The 17799-nt window shown below is 72.7% G+C and carries 13 protein-coding genes; 10 read left to right on the top strand and 3 right to left on the bottom strand.

What is annotated here, in order from left to right; all coding sequences use genetic code 11:
- Nucleotides 1-110: 110 nt before the first annotated feature.
- Entirely contained in the window at nt 111-1055 is a 945-nt protein-coding gene (locus tag F4558_RS11880; protein WP_167944037.1) for an RNA polymerase sigma factor, read from the bottom strand.
- Nucleotides 1056-1248: 193 nt separating this feature from the next.
- Between F4558_RS11880 and F4558_RS11875 the strand changes: the two genes are divergently transcribed.
- Both F4558_RS11875 and F4558_RS11870 read left to right on the top strand, forming a co-directional pair.
- Nucleotides 1249-2409, top strand: coding sequence for a winged helix DNA-binding domain-containing protein (locus tag F4558_RS11875; protein ID WP_053653818.1), 1161 nt, complete (start codon nt 1249-1251; stop codon nt 2407-2409).
- Nucleotides 2410-2446: 37 nt separating this feature from the next.
- Nucleotides 2447-3193 (top strand): YqjF family protein, encoded by a 747-nt coding sequence (locus tag F4558_RS11870; protein ID WP_053653820.1) that lies wholly within the window; start codon nt 2447-2449, stop codon nt 3191-3193.
- A 68-nt stretch (nt 3194-3261) separates the two neighbouring features.
- On the opposite strand, the gene F4558_RS11865 is transcribed toward F4558_RS11870, so the two are convergent.
- Nucleotides 3262-4239 carry an aldo/keto reductase gene (locus tag F4558_RS11865; protein ID WP_053653822.1) on the bottom strand — a complete coding sequence of 326 codons (978 nt, stop codon included), beginning with the start codon at nt 4237-4239 and terminating at the stop codon, nt 3262-3264.
- Nucleotides 4240-4345: 106 nt separating this feature from the next.
- On the opposite strand from F4558_RS11865, the gene F4558_RS11860 reads away from it, so the two are divergent.
- The 8 genes from F4558_RS11860 (at nt 4346) to F4558_RS11825 (ending at nt 14666) form a co-directional block, all read left to right on the top strand.
- A complete protein-coding gene (locus F4558_RS11860) occupies nt 4346-4696 on the top strand; it encodes an ArsR/SmtB family transcription factor (protein ID WP_053653824.1) in 351 nt (116 codons plus the stop codon).
- Nucleotides 4693-5175, top strand: a complete 483-nt coding sequence (locus tag F4558_RS11855; protein WP_053653826.1) for an SRPBCC family protein — start codon at nt 4693-4695, stop codon at nt 5173-5175. Before F4558_RS11860 ends, F4558_RS11855 begins: the two co-directional genes overlap by 4 nt.
- 137 nt (nt 5176-5312) lie before the next feature.
- Nucleotides 5313-6698, top strand: coding sequence for a cellulase family glycosylhydrolase (locus F4558_RS11850; protein WP_053653828.1), 1386 nt, complete (start codon nt 5313-5315; stop codon nt 6696-6698).
- Nucleotides 6699-6995: 297 nt separating this feature from the next.
- Entirely contained in the window at nt 6996-9665 is a 2670-nt protein-coding gene (locus F4558_RS11845) for a carboxylate--amine ligase/circularly permuted type 2 ATP-grasp protein (RefSeq protein WP_197281481.1), read from the top strand.
- Nucleotides 9666-9761: 96 nt separating this feature from the next.
- Entirely contained in the window at nt 9762-11540 is a 1779-nt protein-coding gene (locus F4558_RS11840) for an N-acetylglutaminylglutamine amidotransferase (RefSeq protein WP_053653830.1), read from the top strand.
- Nucleotides 11541-13385 (top strand): S9 family peptidase, encoded by a 1845-nt coding sequence (locus F4558_RS11835; RefSeq protein WP_053653832.1) that lies wholly within the window; start codon nt 11541-11543, stop codon nt 13383-13385.
- 100 nt (nt 13386-13485) lie between these two features.
- Nucleotides 13486-14040, top strand: coding sequence for a hypothetical protein (locus F4558_RS11830; protein ID WP_053653834.1), 555 nt, complete (start codon nt 13486-13488; stop codon nt 14038-14040).
- Between the two features lie 71 nt (nt 14041-14111).
- A complete protein-coding gene (locus F4558_RS11825) occupies nt 14112-14666 on the top strand; it encodes a dihydrofolate reductase family protein (RefSeq protein WP_053653837.1) in 555 nt (184 codons plus the stop codon).
- A gap of 8 nt (nt 14667-14674) precedes the next feature.
- Here F4558_RS11825 and F4558_RS11820 read toward each other — a convergent pair whose 3' ends face one another.
- Entirely contained in the window at nt 14675-17710 is a 3036-nt protein-coding gene (locus F4558_RS11820) for an AfsR/SARP family transcriptional regulator (RefSeq protein WP_209273262.1), read from the bottom strand.
- Nucleotides 17711-17799 lie beyond the last annotated feature (89 nt).

The raw sequence follows: 17799 nt of genomic DNA, 5'->3' as shown, positions 1-17799 counted from the left end.
GTTTTCCCCGATCGATGAGCCGCGCGGCCGTGCCGACGCGGCAGGTGATGACTGGTCGCAGACCAGATGCGGGGGTCGGGCGGAAAGTTCGCCCGGTCGGGAAAACTTCCTCAGACAAGCGCCGGTGGGCGGGCCCCGCGCGCCGGGACGGGGTGGAAGAGGGTGAGCCGGCGCACCCGGCCCGCACGCAGCACCTGCAGCCACAGCGCACCGGGAGGGCAGTGCTCCGGGTCGTCCGGCGGGCTGATCAGGTCGGTCTCCCAGATCAGCACGTCACCGCTGGCCACCACGTTGCGCAGCCGCTGGCGTACCCCGGCGGTCAGGTCGCGGGTCATGCCGGCGACCGCGAGGTCACGGCCGCCGCGCCGGCCACCCGGCACGATCATCTCGGCGTCCGGCCACCAACTGTCCCGGACCACCTTGTCGAAGTCGCCGCGCATCGCCGTGGCGATCACGTCGCGGCCGTCGCGCCACCGGGCCTCGTTCGCGGCGGTGACGTCGGCATGCGCCGCGGTCGCCGCCGCTCGTAGACCGCCGGCGAGCGCCCGGCGCGCGTGGTTGAGGCGGCTGCGGACGGTGCCGACAGGCACGCCGCAGACAGCGGCGATCTGCTCGTACGAGGACGCGTCGCTGAAATACCGCAGGAGGGTGACGAGTCGATCAGTTTCGGACAACTGCCCGATGGCGTGCCACACCCAGTCGCGCATCGCTCCCCGGGCGAGTGCCTGCTCCGGGGTGGGCGTGTCGGAGGGGCCGGCGAACCACTCCGGCTCGGCCACCGGGACCGGGCGGGGCCGATGCAGTGCCGTCCGACTGTTGTTGCGGACGATCATGCGTAGCCACGGGCCGACGGCGGCCGGGTCGCGGACGTCACCGATGCGACGTAGCGCGACGACGACGGCGTCCTGGACCGCGTCCTCGGCGTCCGGACCGTAGCCGAGCACGCTCACCGCCACGGCCCGCATGGCTGCTTCGTGCCGGGCCAGCAGCGCGCCGAGCGCCGCCGCGTCGCCCGCCTGCGCGAGCAGGACCAGCTCCGCGTCACCCTGTGTCACGATCGCGCCCCCTGGCGTTCCGCTTGTGGCGTTCTGGGCGTTTTGGTCGGCCGCATCGCCCGTACCAGCGTACGGCGGGTGATGGTGCGCGGTCCGGGTCAGCTGGTGCCGGCCGGAAACTGACGTACCCCGGCCATAGCGTGGGCGTCATGGGGATCCGCGCCGACAGCCACGCCCACCGCGGGAGCCTGCGATGACCGACCTGAGCTGGGCGCAGGTGTCGGCCCGGCGTCTCGCCCGGCACGGGCTCTCGGCGCGGACGTCACCCGAGTCGCCACCGGGCGCCGAGGGCGTCGCCGATGTGGTGTCCGCGATGTGCGGCGCGCACGCCCAGGTCGCCTCCGCCGCCGAGCTGTCGATCGGGCTCCGGGTGCCTGGTGCCACCCGCGCCCTTGTGCGACAGGCGCTCTGGACGGACCGCACCCTGGTCAAGACCCGTGGACCGCGCGGGACTGTGCACCTGCTGGCCGCCGCGGACCTGCCGATGTGGATCGGCGCGCTCACCGCGATACCGCCTCCGTCGTGGGAGCAGAGCCGCCACCTGTTGACGCCCGAGCAGACCGGGCAGGTCCTCGCCGCCATCGGTGACGCGTTGGCCGAGGCCGAGTTGACCACCGCCGAGTTGACCGAGGAGATCGTCGCCCGCACCGGCCCGTGGGCCGGTGAGCGGGTCATGGAGGCATTCCAGGACCTGTGGCCGCGGTGGATGGCGGCGATGGCGACCGCCAGCCGGGCAGGGGTGATCTGCTTCGGCCCGACACGGGGTCGCGCCATCACCTACACCAGCCCGACGCGCTGGCTCCCCGGCTTCGCACCGATGGCCGGCCACGCCGCCCTGACCGATCTCGCCCGCCGATATCTGTTCGCCTACGGGCCAGCCACCCCGGCGCAGTTCGCCAAGTGGCTCGCGGCGCCGGTGCGGTGGGCGACGTCGCTGTTCGACTCCATCGACCTGGCCGAGGTGACAGTGGAGGGCGCGCAGGCATGGGTGGCCGCCAACGACACCGACTTCCCGACCGACCCGCCGTCCGGGTTGCGGCTCCTGCCCTACTTCGACGCGTACGCGGTTGGCTGCCATCCGCGCGAGCGGCTCTATCCGGGCGTCGCGGCCGAGCGGGCGCTGGCTCGTGGCCAGGCCGGCAACTTTCCGGTGCTGCTTGTCGACGGGGTGGTCTCGGGCGTGTGGCACCAACGCCGCTCCGGCCGCGCGATCCACGTCACTGTCGAGCCGTTGCAGGCACTCGACCCGGGTCGGCGGCGGGAGTTGGAGGACGAGGTCGATCGGGTCGGCCAGATCCTGGAGGGCAGGGCGGCGCTGACCATTGGCACGGTGAGCGTCGGCCCGCACGCCTGATGCCGGTCCCGCCCGAGCCCTGAGTCAGGATGGAAGCGTGGACATCGAGCCGGTCGACATCGCGCCCCGACAGTCGTTCCCGTGGGCGGTCCTACGGCAGCGCTGGGAGGACCTCACGTTCCTGCACTGGGCGGTCACCCCGGAGACCGTCGCGCCGCTGCTGCCCGTCGGGACCCGGCCGGACACCATCGACGGCGTCACCTACGTCGGTCTGATCGGCTTTCGGATGGTGGGGCTGGGCTTCGGCCGTGGGCCGGCGGTGCCGTACTTCGGCACGTTCTGGGAGACGAACGTCCGGCTCTACTCGGTCGACGCCAACGGACGGCGTGCTGTGGTGTTCCGGTCGCTTGACGCGTCCCGCCTCGTTCCCGTGCTTGTCGCCCAGGCGACGCTGCGCCTGCCGTACCTCTGGTCCTCGATGGGGGTGGACCGCGACGGTGACCGGCTCACCTACCGGTGCCGGCGACGTTGGCCCGGCCCGGCAGGCACGACGAGCCGGATGGTGGTTCGGGTGGGGGAGGCGATCGCCGAACCGACGCCGCTTGAGCATTTCGTCACGGCCCGTTGGGGGCTGCACACCCGGGCGTACGGGCGCACGCTGCACCTGCCGAACTGGCATCCGCGCTGGCCACTGCACCGCGCCGAACTGCTGCACCTTGACGACGAACTGGTCACCGCCGCCGGGCTGCCGACACCGGCCGGGCCTCCGGTCAGCGTGCTGTATTCCCCAGGCGTCGGCGTGCGGTTCGGCCCACCGGTGGACGCCGACGCCCGGCCCGCCTGACCACGGCGGGTCGGGCTGGTCGCGGACCAGTGTGGTCCGCGACCAGCCCGGCGTCAGGGCGGCGATGGTCAGTAGCGTCCACCCTCGGGCGCGGGCAGGGCGTCGAGGTCGGCCAGGTCCTCGGCGCTGAGCCGCACGTCGCCGGCCGCGCAGTTGTCCACAAGGTACTTCGGGGTCTTCGTGCCGGGGATCGGAATGACCTGCTCGCCCTGGGCGACCACCCACGCGAGAGCGACCTGCGCGGGGCTGAGCCCGGCCCGGTCGGCGATCTCGCGGACCCGGGCGACGATGGCCAGGTTGGCGCGCAGCGCGTCCTGTTGGAAACGCGGCAGGCCACGGCGGAAGTCGTCGGCGGGCAGGTCGTCGAAGGACGTGAACCGGCCGGTGAGGAAACCCCTGCCCAGCGGCGAGAACGGCAGGAACGCGATGCCCTGCTGCGCGCAGTACGGCAGCACCTCGGTCAACGGGTCACGGGTCCACAGCGACAATTCCGACTGCACCGACGCCACCGGGTGGACCGTCTGAGCCCGCACGATCTGCTCCACAGTCACCTCGGACAGGCCGATCTGCCGCGCCTTGCCCGCCGCGACGACCTCCGCCATCGCACCCCAGGACTCCTCGATGGGCACCTGCGGGTCGACGCGGTGCAGCTGGTAGAGGTCGACGTGGTCGGTGCCGAGCCGGCGCAGGCTGGCGTCGATCGCCACGCGGATGTGCTCCGGCCGGCCGTCGTTGCCGATCTTCGGTGAGTTGCCGGGGCCGCCGGTGGGGGAGGTGGTCACCAGGCCGACCTTGGTCGCCAGGACGGCCCGCTCCCGGTGGCCGCCGGCCAGCGCCCGCCCCACCAGATCCTCGTTCGTGTACGGCCCGTACACGTCGGACGTGTCGATAAGCGTGGCACCCAGGTCCAGCGCCTGTCGGATCACGGCGATCGACGTGTCGTCGTCGCGGGGACCGGTGATGTCGTATCCGTGGCTCATGCCCATGCACCCGAGGCCGATGACGCCGACCTCGGGTCCCGCACTGCCCAGCGTGGTGGTTCGCATACGCCCTACGCTACGACCGGTGCCGGCGTCCGGCGATCCGTGACCCGCCCCAGGTCGCAATACTTAGGCCTTGACCTAAGTAATGTCTCGGTGCATAGTTAGGCGCATGGCTAAGTATGCGGGGGAGGGCGGCAGCGTTCTCGACAGCGTGTTCCAGGCGTTGGCCGACCCCACCCGCCGCCAGGTCGTCGAGCGCCTCACCCAAGGGCCGGCCACGACCAGTGACCTGGCTCGTCCGTTCGACATGGCGCTGCCGTCGTTCACGCAGCACCTGCACGTCCTCGAACAGTCCGGTCTGGTGACGTCGGAGAAGACGGGCCGAGTTCGCACCTACCGGCTCGCGCCCCAGCCGCTGGAGCACCTCGACACCTGGCTCGCCGCGCAGCGCGCGCGATGGACCCGACGCCTCGACCAACTCGATTCGCTTCTCTACGACCTGAAGGAGCAAGAACGATGACCGTCTACACAGTGAATCCCGACCTCGATCTCGTCCTGGAGCGCACCGTCGACGTGCCGCCGGAGCTGGTCTGGCGGGCCTGGACCACGCCCGAGCTGATCATGCAGTGGTTCACCCCGAAGCCCTGGTCGACAGTCGCCTGCGAGATTGACCTGCGGCCCGGCGGCAGATTCGACACGACAATGCGCTCGCCCGAGGGCGAGGAGTACCCGAACAGCGGCTGCATCCTGGTGGTCGACGAGGGTTCGACGCTGGTCTTCACCTCCGGCCTGGGGCCCGGCTTCCGTCCGCAGATCGCCCAGGACGGCTTCCCGTTCACCGCTGTGGTGCGGATCGAGCCGGACGGCGCGGGCACGAAGTACACAGCCGTCGCGATCCACGCCGACGAGTCGGCGAAGAAGTCGCACGACGAGATGGGCTTCCACGAGGGATGGGGCGCTGCGCTGGACCAACTTGTCGATCTCATGAAGGTGCGCTGAGCGGCGCACACCGCTCAGCTGTCCCCGGCGAGCGGAAGACCGGCCGCACGCCTTGAACACATCGTGGAAGATCGATATTGTCGGCTCTGGCGCCGCCCCGCCTCAGACCATCACCGTCGATCCGAAGCGGGTTCAGCATGCGCACACTGAGACTTGTCACGTCGCTGGCCGTCGCCGGCCTGATAGCCGGCGCGGTGGCGATCGCGGCCACGCCGGCGAGTGCGGCGACCGCCGTGTTCTCCGTGACGAACAGTTGGGGCAGTGGCTACCAGGGTCAGGTCACTGTCACCAACAACACGTCGGCACAGATCACCAGCTGGCGCGTCGAGTTCGACCTGCCGGCCTCCTCCAGCATCAGCCAGTCGTGGAACGCGCAGCAGACGACCTCCGGCAGCCGCTACACCTTCACCAACCTGTCCTGGAACGGCACCCTGGCCGCCGGGGCGTCGACGGCGTTCGGCTTCCTCGTCGACGGCTCCGGCACCCCCGTCAACTGCACTGTCAACGGCGCGGCCTGCGCCGGCGGCCCGCCTCCGACGCCCACCACTCCCGCGCCGACCACTCCGGCGCCCACGACACCGCCACCGACCACCCCGCCGCCCACGAGTCCGCCGCCGACGACCGGCACGCCCGTCGAGCGGCACGGGCAGCTGCGGGTGTGCGGCACGACGATGTGCGACAAGTCCGGCGCGCGTGTGCAGTTGCGGGGCATCAGCAGCATGTGGCTCAACTGGGAGACTGCCCCGTACGCCGAGAACCTGTCCGCGCTGACCTGGATGCGCGACAACTGGAAGCTTCAGGTGATCCGCGCGGCGATGGGTGTGGAGCCGGCCGGCGCGTACCTCAGCGACCCGACCAGGGCGCGCAACCAGGTGGAGACCATCATCAACAACGCGGTCACCGCCGGGGTGTACGTGATCGTCGACTGGCACGCGCACGAGGCGCAGAACAACCAGTCGCAGGCGGTGGCCTTCTTCGGTGACCTGGCCCGCCGCTACGGCCACCTGCCGAACGTCATCTGGGAGCCCTACAACGAGCCGTTGCAGGTGAGCTGGACGAACGTCATCAAGCCGTACCACCAGGCGGTTGTCGCGGCGATCCGCGCCGCCGACCCGGACAACATCGTGGTGCTCGGCACCCCGACCTGGTCGCAGGACGTGGACGTCGCGGCGGCCAGCCCGGTGTCCGGCACCAACCTGATGTACACGCTGCACTTCTACTCGTGCACCCACGGCGCGTCGCTGCGCGCCAAGGGTGACGCGGCGATCCGGGCCGGCCTGGCGCTGTTCGTCACCGAGTGGGGTGCCAGCCACGCCGACGGTGGTCTCGACGGCCGGGCCTGCCTGCCGGAGGCGCAGTCCTGGATGGACTGGATGAAGGCGAACGGCATCTCCTGGACGGCCTGGAAGCTCGACGTCGGCACCGACACCACGAACCTGCTCAGCCCGGGTGCGCCGGTCACCGGCGGATGGGACAACTACCTGCACGGCCACGCGCCGTTCGTGGTCGCCAACATGAGGTGACCTCGGTCGCGATCAATCGCGATCGACGGCAGGAATCGTGCGACATGCCGGTGAGTCAGAGTGCTGACTCACCGGCATGTCCTTTGGACATAGCAGGCGTCGACCCGGGTGACACCCGATGGCCCGCGCGCGGGTGACACCCGATGGCCCGCGCGCGGGTGACACCCGATGGCCCGCGCGGCAGAGCGGCCCGGGCAGAACGGTGCGTCACCTTAACGCGCCGGAAACACTCCCGGTACCAATCCTGGGAACGCTCGTCGGACAAGTCGACACACCGATACGCGAACCGGGGTGACCATGGTCGAGAACACCACGAACGCGGCGACGTTCGACGGGCCGCTGGGCCGGTCCGGCAACGGCCGGGCGGTGCCCGCATCCCGCGCCCAGCCGGTCACGCCGGTCGACGACGCCGATCCGGCGGACCTCGCCACCATCGGTGTGGAGGAGGAGTTCCACGTCGTCGACCTGCACACCCGCGAGTTGGTGCCCCGGGCCGGGGAACTGCTCGACCGGCTGCCGGCCACGTCGTTCACCGCCGAACTGCACCGCAGCGTGGTGGAGACCAACACCGCCGTCTGCCGCACCTTGGACGAGATCCGTACCGAGCTGACCCGGCTGCGCCAGTCGGCCGTCCAGGTAGCCGACCGGGCCGGGCTGGGAATCGTGGCGGCAGGTACGGTGCCGCTGCGCGCCGACGGCGACCCGAGTGTCACCCCCACCTCCCGCTACCGGCGGATGCTCGACGAGTACCAGATGCTCGCCCGGGAGCAGTTGATCTGCGGCGCGCAGGTGCACGTCGGGGTGTCCGACCGGGATCTGGCGGTCGCCGTCACCCGCCGGGTCCAGCCGTGGCTGCCGCTGCTGCTCGCGCTGTCCACCAGTTCGCCGTACTGGATGGGTCAGGACAGCGGCTACGCAAGCGTCCGCTCGCTGGTGTGGCAACGCTGGCCCACGGCCGGCGACCCGGGCGAGGTGACAAGCGCTGCCGACCACGAGGCGCTTGTCGCCGAGCTGATCTCCTCGGAGACCATCACCGACCCCGCCATGATCTACTTCGACGTGCGGCCGTCGGCGCACGTGCCGACGGTGGAGCTGCGGATCACCGACGCCAACTCCGACGTGGACATCATCGTCCTGCTCACCGGCCTGTTCCGGGCGTTGGTCCGCCGGGAGGTCGCCGCGCTTCGCGCCGGCGTGGAGCGCACCGCCGTACGCCCGCCGGTGCTGCGCGCCGCCGTGTGGCGGGCCGCCCGCTCCGGGCTGGAGGGCGACCTGCTGGACCTGCCCCGCTCGGCCCGGCCGGTGCCGGCCGCCGAGGCGCTACGCCGCCTGGTGACCGACCTGCGCCCGCAGCTGGAGGCGACGGGAGATTGGGAACAGATAAGCGAGCTGACCCGCTACGCGCTGGCGCGCGGCAGCTCCGCCGCCAGGCAGCGACGGGCCTACGAGCGGCGCGGCCGACTGGCCGACGTGGTCGACCTGCTGCTCGACGAGACCCGGGGCCGGACCGGCGCCCCCGGCCCGGGTGCACCGCCACCGCCGGCCCTGCCCACGTACGTCGACGCCGGCGACGAGGTCTTCGGCCCGGACGGACCGGAGCCGGCGTACCGGCCGCTGCTCGCCGCCCTGCGCGGCCTGGGCACCGTCGGTCTGCGCCAACGCGAGCACGACCGCGACGAGGAGCAGCGTGCCCGGGGCGTGACCTTCAGCGTGGCCGGTGAGGCGAGCACCCGGCTCTTCCCGTTCGACCTGGTGCCCCGGGTCGTGCCCGCCGCCGACTGGAATGCGCTGCGCGCCGGCCTGGTGCAGCGCGCCCGCGCGCTCGACGCCTTCCTCCGCGACGTCTACGGCGAGCGGGCCGTCGTGGCCGACGGCGTGGTGCCGGCCTGGGTGGTGGAGTCCTCACCCGGCCTGCGACCCACCGGCGCGCTGATGGGTCGCCGCCGCACCCGCGCCCAGGTGTCCGGCACGGATCTGGTGCGCGACCCCGACGGCGGCTGGTACGTGCTGGAGGACAACCTGCGGGTTCCCTCGGGTCTCGGCTACGCGGTGCAGAACCGCAGGCTGACCCGGGCGGTGTTGCCGGAGCTGCCGGTGCCCGACGACCTGCTGCCCGCCGACGAGACACCTGCGATGCTGCACCGGGCGCTGCTCGCCGCCGCGCCAGCCGCCGCCGACGACCCCGCCGTGGTGGTGCTCAGCAGCGGCCCCGGCGACCCGGCGTGGTTCGAGCACCGGCTGCTCGCCGACGAGATGGGCGTGCCGCTGATCGGGAGCAGCGACCTGCTGGTGGAGGACGGCCGGGTGTGCCTGGTGCGCGAGGGCCGCCGCAGCCAGGTCGACGTGATCTACCTGCGGATGGACGAGGAGGCGCTGCTGCACGCGCCGGGCGCCGACGGGGTGCCGCTGGGCTGGCCACTGCTCGCCGCCGTGCACGCGGGGCGGCTCACCCTGGCCAACGCGCTCGGCAACGGCGTCGGCGACGACAAGGCCCTGTACGCGTACGTGCCGCGGCTCATCGAGTACTACCTGGGGGAGAAGGCGCTGCTCGCGGACGTGCCGACGTACCTGTGCGGGCTGCCCGAGCAGCGCGCCGACGTGCTGGGCCGGCTGGACGAGTTGGTGCTCAAGCCCGTCGACGGGTACGGCGGGGACCGCGTGGTGATCGGTCCGCGCGCCGAGGCGGAGGAGTTGGACGCCGTCCGGGAGCAGATCCTCGCCGCGCCGCACCGGTGGATCGCCCAGGAGGTGATCTCGCTGACCACCCACCCGGTGTTCGACGGCACCGCCCTCGCACCCCGGCACGTCGACCTGCGGGCGTTCGTCTTCCTCGGTGACACGGCCGAGGTGGCGCCGGTGGCGCTGACCCGGGTCGCGCCGGCCGGCAGCATGATCGTCAACTCGTCCCGTGGCGGTGGGTCGAAGGACACCTGGCTGCTCGGCGGAGCCGATCAACCACCCGCGTAACCCACGCTTGACCTTGATGTCATCGGGACGCAACCCGGCCAGCCAACCCTGGACCGGTCAGCGGCCCGAGCGACCCGAGCCGATGAGAGGTGAGCCATGTGCGGTATCGGAGGCGAGTTCCGCCTCGACGGGGCGCCGCCGGACATGGCGGCCGTCGAGCGGATGCTCCCCGCCCTCGCCTCCCGGGGGCCGGACGGCGAGGGGCGGTGGCGGCACGGGCCGGCGGCGCTCGTGCACCGCCGGCTGCGCATCATCGACCTGTCCGACGCCGGCGCCCAACCGATGGTCGACTCCGAGCTGGGCCTGGCCCTGGTCTTCAACGGCTGCATCTACAACTACCAGGAGCTGCGTGACGAGCTGACCGCCGCCGGCTACTCCTTCCGGTCCACCTCGGACACCGAGGTGATCCTCAAGGCGTACCACCGGTGGGGGACGGCGTGCGTCGAGCGGTTTTTTGGGATGTTCGCCTTCGCCCTGGTCGAGCTGACCACGTCCACGCTGGTGCTGGCCCGCGACCGGCTCGGCATCAAGCCGCTCTACCTCGCCGAGACGCCGGGCCGGATCCGCTTCGCCTCGACAGTGCCGGCGCTGCTGGCCGCCGGTGGCGTGGACACCGACCTCGACCCGGTGGCACTGCACCACTACATGAGCTTCCACTCGGTGGTGCCGCCGCCGCGCACCATCCTTGCCGGCGTCCGCAAACTGCCCCCGGCGACCGTACGCGTGATCACCGGCGACGGTCGCAGCACCGACACCGTCTACTGGCGGCCGGAGTTCACCCGCGCGGCCGCGCCGCCGATGTCCGCGGACGAGTGGCAGGAGCGGATCATGTCCGCGCTGCGCACCGCCGTACGTCGCCGGATGGTCGCCGACGTGCCTGTCGGCGTGCTCCTCTCCGGCGGCATCGACTCCAGCCTGATCGTCGCCCTGCTGGCCGAGCAGGGCCAGACCGGGCTGGCCACCTTCAGCATCGGGTTCGAGGCGAAGGCGGGGGAGAGCGGCGACGAGTTCCACTACTCCGACCTGGTGGCCCGCGAGTTCGGCACCGACCACCAGCAGATCCGCATCGGCGGCGACCGGTTCGTGCCGGCCGTGCACGCGGCCATCGGGGCGATGAGCGAGCCGATGGTCAGCCACGACTGCGTGGCGTTCCACCTGCTCTCCGAGGAGGTGTCGCAGCGGATCACTGTGGTGCAGTCCGGTCAGGGCGCCGACGAGATCTTCGCCGGCTACGACTGGTACCCACCGATGGCGAACGTGGCCCGCGAGGACGCCGTCGAGGCGTACGTCAGGGTGTTCTTCGACCGTCGCCACGACGCGCTCGCCGACCAGCTGGCGCCCGAGTGGATGCTCGACCACGACGCCAGCCTGGAGTTCGTCACCGCGCACTTCGCCGCGCCGGGCGCGGACACCGCGCTGGACGCGGCGCTGCGCCAGGACAGCCTGGTGATGCTCGTCGACGACCCGGTCAAGCGGGTGGACAACATGACGATGGCCTGGGGGCTGGAGGCGCGGGTGCCGTTCCTCGACCACGAGGTGGTCGAGCTGGCCGCCGCCTGCCCGCCGGCGTTGAAGCTGGCGCACGGCGGCAAGGGCGTGCTGAAGGCGGCGAGCCGGGGCATCGTCCCGGACGAGGTGATCGACCGCCCGAAGGGCTACTTTCCGGTCCCCGCGATCCGGCACCTCTCCGGCCCGCTGCTCGACGACGTCCGCGACGCGCTGACCGCGCGACAGGCACGCGAGCGGGGCCTGTTCCGCAAGGACTACCTGGAGGAGTTGCTGGACGCGCCGAACGCCCGGCGGACCACGTTGGGTTCGAACGCGCTCTGGCAGCTCGGGCTGCTGGAGCTCTGGTTGCAGCGGATCGGGGTTTAGATGAGGGCACGGACCGAGGCGCCGCGTACCACCCGCCGGGGCCGCCCGACCGGTCGCCGGCTGCTGCCGTCGCCACCGGTCGGCGAGGACTTCGCACCCGCGCCCTCCCCGGACGGCCTGCGGGTGGCGTTCCTGTCCGACCGGGCAGGGACGCCCGGCGTCTGGGTCCGCGACGTGGACGCCTCCGAAGCCGTCGCGGTGCCGACCGGCGACGAGCCGGTCCTGGCGGTGAGCTGGTCGCCGGACGGGCAGTGGCTTGCGTGCGTCGTCGCGCCCGGCGGAGCGCCCCGCACCGAGCTGTGGGTGCTGCGCCCCGACGGTACGCGCCGCCGGCAGGTCGCCGGCTTCGGCCGCCACTCGGCGTCCCTGTCCGGGTGGCTGCCCGGCGGCGCGCTGATGGCGGTCACCGAGACCGCAGAGCGGGGTACGGCGCTGCTGATCGACGCGGGGACCGGGCAGCGGCGGGTGCTTGTCGAGGACGACCTGCTCAGCCTGCTGGACGTCACAGCGGATGCCGGCGCCGCCCTGCTGCGCCGTGGCCCGCGCAACGCCCGCTGGCTGGAGATGCTGGACGTGGCGACCGGCGAGCGGCGGCGGCTGCTGCCGGACACCGGCCGGGGCAGCACCGACCAGGGCTGGTTCGGCCCGGACGGGACGAGCGTGCTGGCCCGCACCGACGTGTTCAGCGAACTGGCCGCGCTGGTGCGGGTCGACCTGACCCGGGACGAGCCGGCGCCGGTGCGGCTCGCCGGACGACCGGACGCCGAGCTGGAGTACGTCGCGGTCAGCGCCGACAGGCGTCGCGCAGCGCTGTTGTGGAACACCTACGGCGGGCGCAGCGAGCTGAGCCTGTTCGACCTTCCCGGCGGTGTGCAGCGGGCCGTCGCGGCGCCGGGGGAGGTGCTCGACGGCGCGGTCTTCGCCGCCGGAGGCGACCTGCTCTGCCTCACCGCGCAGGGGCCGGTGCAGCCCCGGGAGGTCTGGCTCGTCGACCCGGCGACAGCCGCGCCGCGTCCGCTGCGGCCGGACGCCGCCGCCACACGCGCCGGCGGTGGTGGAGTCGCGCCGCAGTTGGTGGACCTGCGGGCGCGCGACGGAATGCCGCTGTCCGGCTGGCTGTACCGGCCGCCCGGCCCCGGCCCCTGGCCGACGGCGATCAGCCTGCACGGTGGCCCGGAGGCGCAGGAACGCCCCTGCTACAACCCGCTGTTCCAGGCCCTCGTCGCGCAGGGCGTCGCGGTCTTCGCGCCGAACGTGCGCGGCTCGTCCGGCTTCGGGCGTACCTTCGTGGCCGCCGACAACCTCGCCGGCCGGTACGGCGCGATCGCCGACGTGGCGGCGTGCGCGGACTTCCTGCTCGACAGCGGCGTGGCCCGGCCGGGTCAGCTGGGCTGCCTGGGGCGCTCCTACGGTGGCTACCTGGTCCTCGCGGTGCTTGTGAACTTTCCCGGCCTGTTCGCCGCCGGGGTGGCCGAGTGTGGCATCTCCGACTTCCGGACGTTCTTCGCCGGCACGGAGCCGTGGATCGCCGCCGCCGCCGTCAGCAAGTACGGCGACCCGGTGCGCGACGCCGAGCTGCTGCGGGACCTGTCGCCGATGACCCACCTGGACCGCCTCGACGTGCCGGTGCTGCTCATCCACGGCGCCAACGACACGAACGTGCCGGCCGGCGAGTCGGCCCAGGTGGCGCAGGCCCTCGCCGCTCGCGGCGTCCCGTACGGGCATCTGGTCCTGGCCGGCGAGGGCCACGACTTCCTGGCCCGCGACAAGGCCGAGGCCGCCCGCACGGCCACCACCGCGTGGCTGGCCCAGCACCTCGCCGTCACCGCGACCGCTGTCGGCTGAGACGTCCGGGCACCTCGCCGCCATCGCGACGGTGGGCTGAGGCGTCCCAGCACCTCGCCGCGGCCGTGGCCGCACTCGGTCGAGGCGTTATCCTGCGCCGGTGGACGACACGGCGCAGGGCGAGCGGCTGGCCGCGGACCTGGGCCGTCAGCTTGCCGATCTGACGTTCGTCGACCTGGACACCGACGAGGTCACCGCACGGGTCATTGACGCGGTGGTGCGCTGGGCGCAGGCGCAGGGTTGGCGGGTCTACCGGCGGGCGCCAAGCGTGGTGCCGCTGCCGCCGCCCATGCAGGAGCGGCACTCCGTACTCGACGTGGCGTGCGCCCGCCCGGACGGCCCGCCGGTCGTCGTGGAGGTCGATCACACCGACCGGGCGCGGACGGTGCAGAAGCTGCGGGCGGAGGCGGACGCCGGGCGGATCCCCATCTGGGTGCGCTGGGGGGTCGGACGCTTCACCGCACCGCCACCGCCGGTGCGGATGGTGACAGTCGAGGTGACCCGGCGTGCCGGGCCGGCCGGGCGGGGACGCCTGCACAGCCGCACCAGCGACCGTCCCGCGCCGGCCCACTCCGCTGGCGGCGGCACGGCGGACACCCAGGCGCTGCCGATCCCGCTCACCGATCCGGTCGCCGACGCCGGTAAGGGCACCTGAAGCGAATCGTAAGCGCGGGCCGGCAGGCTCCTGGATGTCACCGGAGCACGACCGACAGCCAGGAGAATCCGATGCGCAAACTCATCAACTCGACCTACATCACCCTCGACGGCGTCATCGAGAACCCGACGTGGACCATGCCGTACTTCGACGAGGAGGCCGCCGCCTTCGCCGGTTCGCAGACGGACGAGGCCGACGCGATGCTGATGGGCCGGGTCACCTACGACGGCATGTCCGCCGCCTGGCCGCAGCGGGACGAGAGCGACCCGAGCACGGGTGCCGCCTACTTCAACAACGTCAAGAAGTACGTCGCCTCGACCACCCTCACCAACCCCACCTGGAACAACACGGAGGTGCTCCAGGGTGATCTGGTGCAGGAGGTCACCCGGCTCAAGGCCCAGGACGGGGGCGACATCATCCAGTACGGCTACGGCTCGGTCACCGCGCAGCTGGTCCACGCAGGGCTGGTGGACGAGGTCCGGTTCTGGATCTGCCCGGTGCTCCAGGGAGGCGCCAGCCTCACCGCCCCACTGAAGGACGTCCCGGTGTCCTTCGAGCTGATCGGCACCCGGGTGCACAGGAGCGGCGTCATCATCGCCACGTACCGACCGGGGACTGCCGCCTGACCGGCTGGTCAGAGCTGAGCGCGAGCCTCGCTCGGGCTCAGCTCCATGCCGTCGGCGACCAGGGCGTCGAAGCGTTCCCGCCCCAGGACGGACAGAAGGCGTTCGGCCACCCGGTCGATCTCGTCCCGTTCGGTGGGAGAGGCGGGAGACCGGGTGACCAGCCGGGCGGCGGCCGCCGCGCCGAGGAGCCGGGCGGCGGCCTCCGGTGAGCGGACCGCCGACGCCATCCCCTCCAGGGGACCGATCGTGTCCCGTGTCGACGCGATCGCCTCGGCGGCCGCGAACGCCTCGACGTGCAGGGCGAGTGCGCCGTCCGGGTCGCCGTCCTGTTCGACCGCGTAGCCCAGCTCGACAAGGACCAGCGGCAGGTACAACGCCGGGCAGGGCTCGGCGCGGCCCTGCTCGACGAGGTGGCTCAGGTGGGTGACGGCGACGTCGAGCTTGCCGTCGCGGCGGGCCGCCAGAGCGAGGCTCATCTGCGCGAAGACGATGGCGCTGGGCGTGGCCTGCTCCAGCGCCAACTGGTACGCGCGTTCGGCGAGTTCGCGGCCCTGCGCGTAGTCGCGGGTCTGCACCGCGAGCCAGGCCAGCCAGGACAGCGTGCTGCCCACCTGCGGCCACAGTGCCAGCTCCTCGGCCCAGCGCAACCCTTCCCGGTACAGGGCCGCGGCGCGTTCGTGCTCGCCGCGCATGTCCGCGAGCCCACCCACCCACTCGGTCGCAACGAGCCGTCCCCACCGGTCGCCGAGCTTCGCGAACAGCGCGGCGCTGCGGGTCGCGGCGCTCTCCAGTGCGCCCTGGTCACCCATCGCGTGCGCGATCCTGGCCCGGGAGCTGAGCACCGCTGCCTCGGTCCACGGATCGGCGACGGTGGTGGGCAGCAGCTCCGCCGCGAGGGTCAGGTCACTGTGGTCGATCACCGCGTTCGCCGCGAACCAGGCGGCCCGTTCGTCTGTCCCACCGGCCACCGCGGCGTGTACGTCGGCTGGTCGGATCTCGTCGCCCTGCAACAGCGCGAAGCCGACCCGCCAGGGCGCCGAGCGCGCCTCCTGCTCCTCGTCGCCGCGTGTGGCGAGCGCCCGCCGTGCCTCGGTGAACCGGCCGCGCAGGTACCAGTACCAGCTCAACGCGACAGCCAGGCGCAGCCCGCCGCCGTTGTCCAGCGCCGCGCGCAGGTTCGCAGTCTCGGCGTCCAGCACCGCAAGCCATCGCTGCTGCTCGGCACCGCGAAGCCCTGGGTCGGCGCGTTCGGCCAACCCGGTGTAATAGGCGGCGTGCCGTGCCCGGACCGCGTCGGCGTCGGCGAGGCGGTCCAGGCAGAACGCGGCCACCGATTCGAGCAGCCGGTAGCGCGGTGCCGCACCCGCATCGTCGAGCACCACGAGCGACCGGTCCACGAGTCGCGCCAGCGTGTCCAGGTCGCTCCCGCAGACCCGCTCGGCGGCCTCCGGCGTGCAGCCGTCGCCGAACACGGCGAGCCGGGCCAGGGCGAGCCGGTCCGCCTCGTCCAGGAGGTCCCAGCTCCAGCCGATGACGGCGGTCAGCGTCCGCTGCCGCGGCGGCACGTCCCGCTGCTGTGTGGCGAGCAGCCGGAACCGGTCGTCGAGCCGCTGCACCACGCCCCGCACGCCGAGCGCCCGTACCCGGGTCGCGGCCAGCTCAAGCGCCAGCGGCAGGCCGTCGAGACGGCGGCAGAGCTGGGCCACCGCCGGTGCCGTGCGCGCGTCGAGCCGGAATCCGCGCTGCTGCGCGGCGGCGCGGGCGGCGAACAACCGGGCCGCCGCCGAGCGCCGGACCGTGTCCAGGTCACCGTCGCCGGGCACGGACAACGGGGGTACGTCCCAGAGCAGCTCCCCGGTCAGCCCGAGCGGTTCTCGGCTGGTGGCCAGCACGCTCAGCCCGGGTACGGCGCGCAGCAGCCGGGCCACCAGCTCGGCGACCGGCTCGATGACGTGTTCGCAGTTGTCCAGCACGAGCAGCAGGTGCCGTTGCCGCAACGCCGCGACGAGCCTGTCGACGGCGGAGAGGTTGATGCCGGGGGACTCGCGCACGTCAAGCGCGCCGAGCACCCGTTCGGCGATGCCGAGGTCACCGGCGGGCAGTGGCGCCAGCTCGACCATGCGGACGCCACCGGGGACGGTACGGGCCGCTTCGATGGCGAGTCGCGTCTTGCCCACCCCGCCGGGCCCGACCAGCGTGACCAACCGTTGCCGGGGCAGCAGGGTCCGCAGCTCGGACAGCGCCTCGGCCCGTCCGATCAGCTCGTCGAGCTGGGCGGGGAGGTTGTCGCGGGTGGTCGTCGCCGTCGGTGGCGCGCTCAGGTCGGCGTCCTGTTCGAGGATGCGACGGTGCAGGGCGACAAGCTCCGGGGCAGGGTCCAGTCCCAGCTCGTCGGCGAGCCGGTCGCGCAGGTCGGTGTAGCTGTCCAGCGCCTCGGACTGGCGGCCGGCCGCGTACAGCGCCCGTAGCTGCACGGCCCGCAGGCCCTCGCGCAGCGGGTGCCGGGCGACCAGTTCGGCGAGGTCGGCGGCGACCAGGTCGTGCTCGCCGCGCGCCAGCCGGGCCTCGGCCCGCCGCTCGTGCACGGCGAGGCGCTGCTCGGCGAGACGGGTCGCTTCCGCCCGGACGAACTCGGCGTCGGCCACGTCCGCGTAGGCGTCGCCGCGCCACAGCGCGAGGGCCTCGGTGAGCCGGTCGACGTCGGTGCACCTGGCAAGTTCGCCGAACCTGTCGGCGTCGATCGCCTCGACCCGCAGCAGGTAGCCCGGTGGTCGGGACTCGACAAGGTCGCGGGCACCGGGCTCGGCGTCGTTGAGCGCCTTGCGCAGCTGGGACACCCGTACCTGGAGGGCGCCGGCGGGGTTGGCGGGGGAGTCCTCGCCCCACAGGTCGTCGATGAGCCGGTCCGCGGACACGACCCGGTTGCGGTTGGTCAGCAGGTCGGCCAGCAGGGCGCGCACCTTGGTGCCGGGTACCACCACCGGCTCGCCGGCGTCGGTGGTGACGGCGAGCGGCCCGAGCACCCCGAACTGCACGGCGGTCATCGTAACGTCGCCCTGCGGCCCCAAAAGCGCTCCCGACCCCCTCCCGACCCGCTCCCGACCCCTCCCGACCCGCTCCCGACCCGCTCCCG

Origin of the sequence: Micromonospora profundi (assembly GCF_011927785.1) — a bacterium.
GTDB classification, from domain to species: domain Bacteria; phylum Actinomycetota; class Actinomycetes; order Mycobacteriales; family Micromonosporaceae; genus Micromonospora; species Micromonospora profundi.
This window is presented reverse-complemented; position numbering and strand designations above follow the sequence as displayed.

What these genes read in the sequence shown, in the direction of transcription:
- F4558_RS11865 (WP_053653822.1), bottom strand. Translation starts at nt 4,239, where the DNA reads ATGCGAACCACCACGCTGGGCAGTGCGGGACCCGAGGTCGGCGTCATC.
- F4558_RS11820 (WP_209273262.1), bottom strand. Translation starts at nt 17,710, where the DNA reads ATGACCGCCGTGCAGTTCGGGGTGCTCGGGCCGCTCGCCGTCACCACC.
- F4558_RS11850 (WP_053653828.1), top strand. Translation starts at nt 5,313, where the DNA reads ATGCGCACACTGAGACTTGTCACGTCGCTGGCCGTCGCCGGCCTGATA.
- F4558_RS11840 (WP_053653830.1), top strand. Translation starts at nt 9,762, where the DNA reads ATGTGCGGTATCGGAGGCGAGTTCCGCCTCGACGGGGCGCCGCCGGAC.
- F4558_RS11860 (WP_053653824.1), top strand. Translation starts at nt 4,346, where the DNA reads ATGGCTAAGTATGCGGGGGAGGGCGGCAGCGTTCTCGACAGCGTGTTC.
- F4558_RS11855 (WP_053653826.1), top strand. Translation starts at nt 4,693, where the DNA reads ATGACCGTCTACACAGTGAATCCCGACCTCGATCTCGTCCTGGAGCGC.
- F4558_RS11825 (WP_053653837.1), top strand. Translation starts at nt 14,112, where the DNA reads ATGCGCAAACTCATCAACTCGACCTACATCACCCTCGACGGCGTCATC.
- F4558_RS11875 (WP_053653818.1), top strand. Translation starts at nt 1,249, where the DNA reads ATGACCGACCTGAGCTGGGCGCAGGTGTCGGCCCGGCGTCTCGCCCGG.
- F4558_RS11845 (WP_197281481.1), top strand. Translation starts at nt 6,996, where the DNA reads ATGGTCGAGAACACCACGAACGCGGCGACGTTCGACGGGCCGCTGGGC.
- F4558_RS11835 (WP_053653832.1), top strand. Translation starts at nt 11,541, where the DNA reads ATGAGGGCACGGACCGAGGCGCCGCGTACCACCCGCCGGGGCCGCCCG.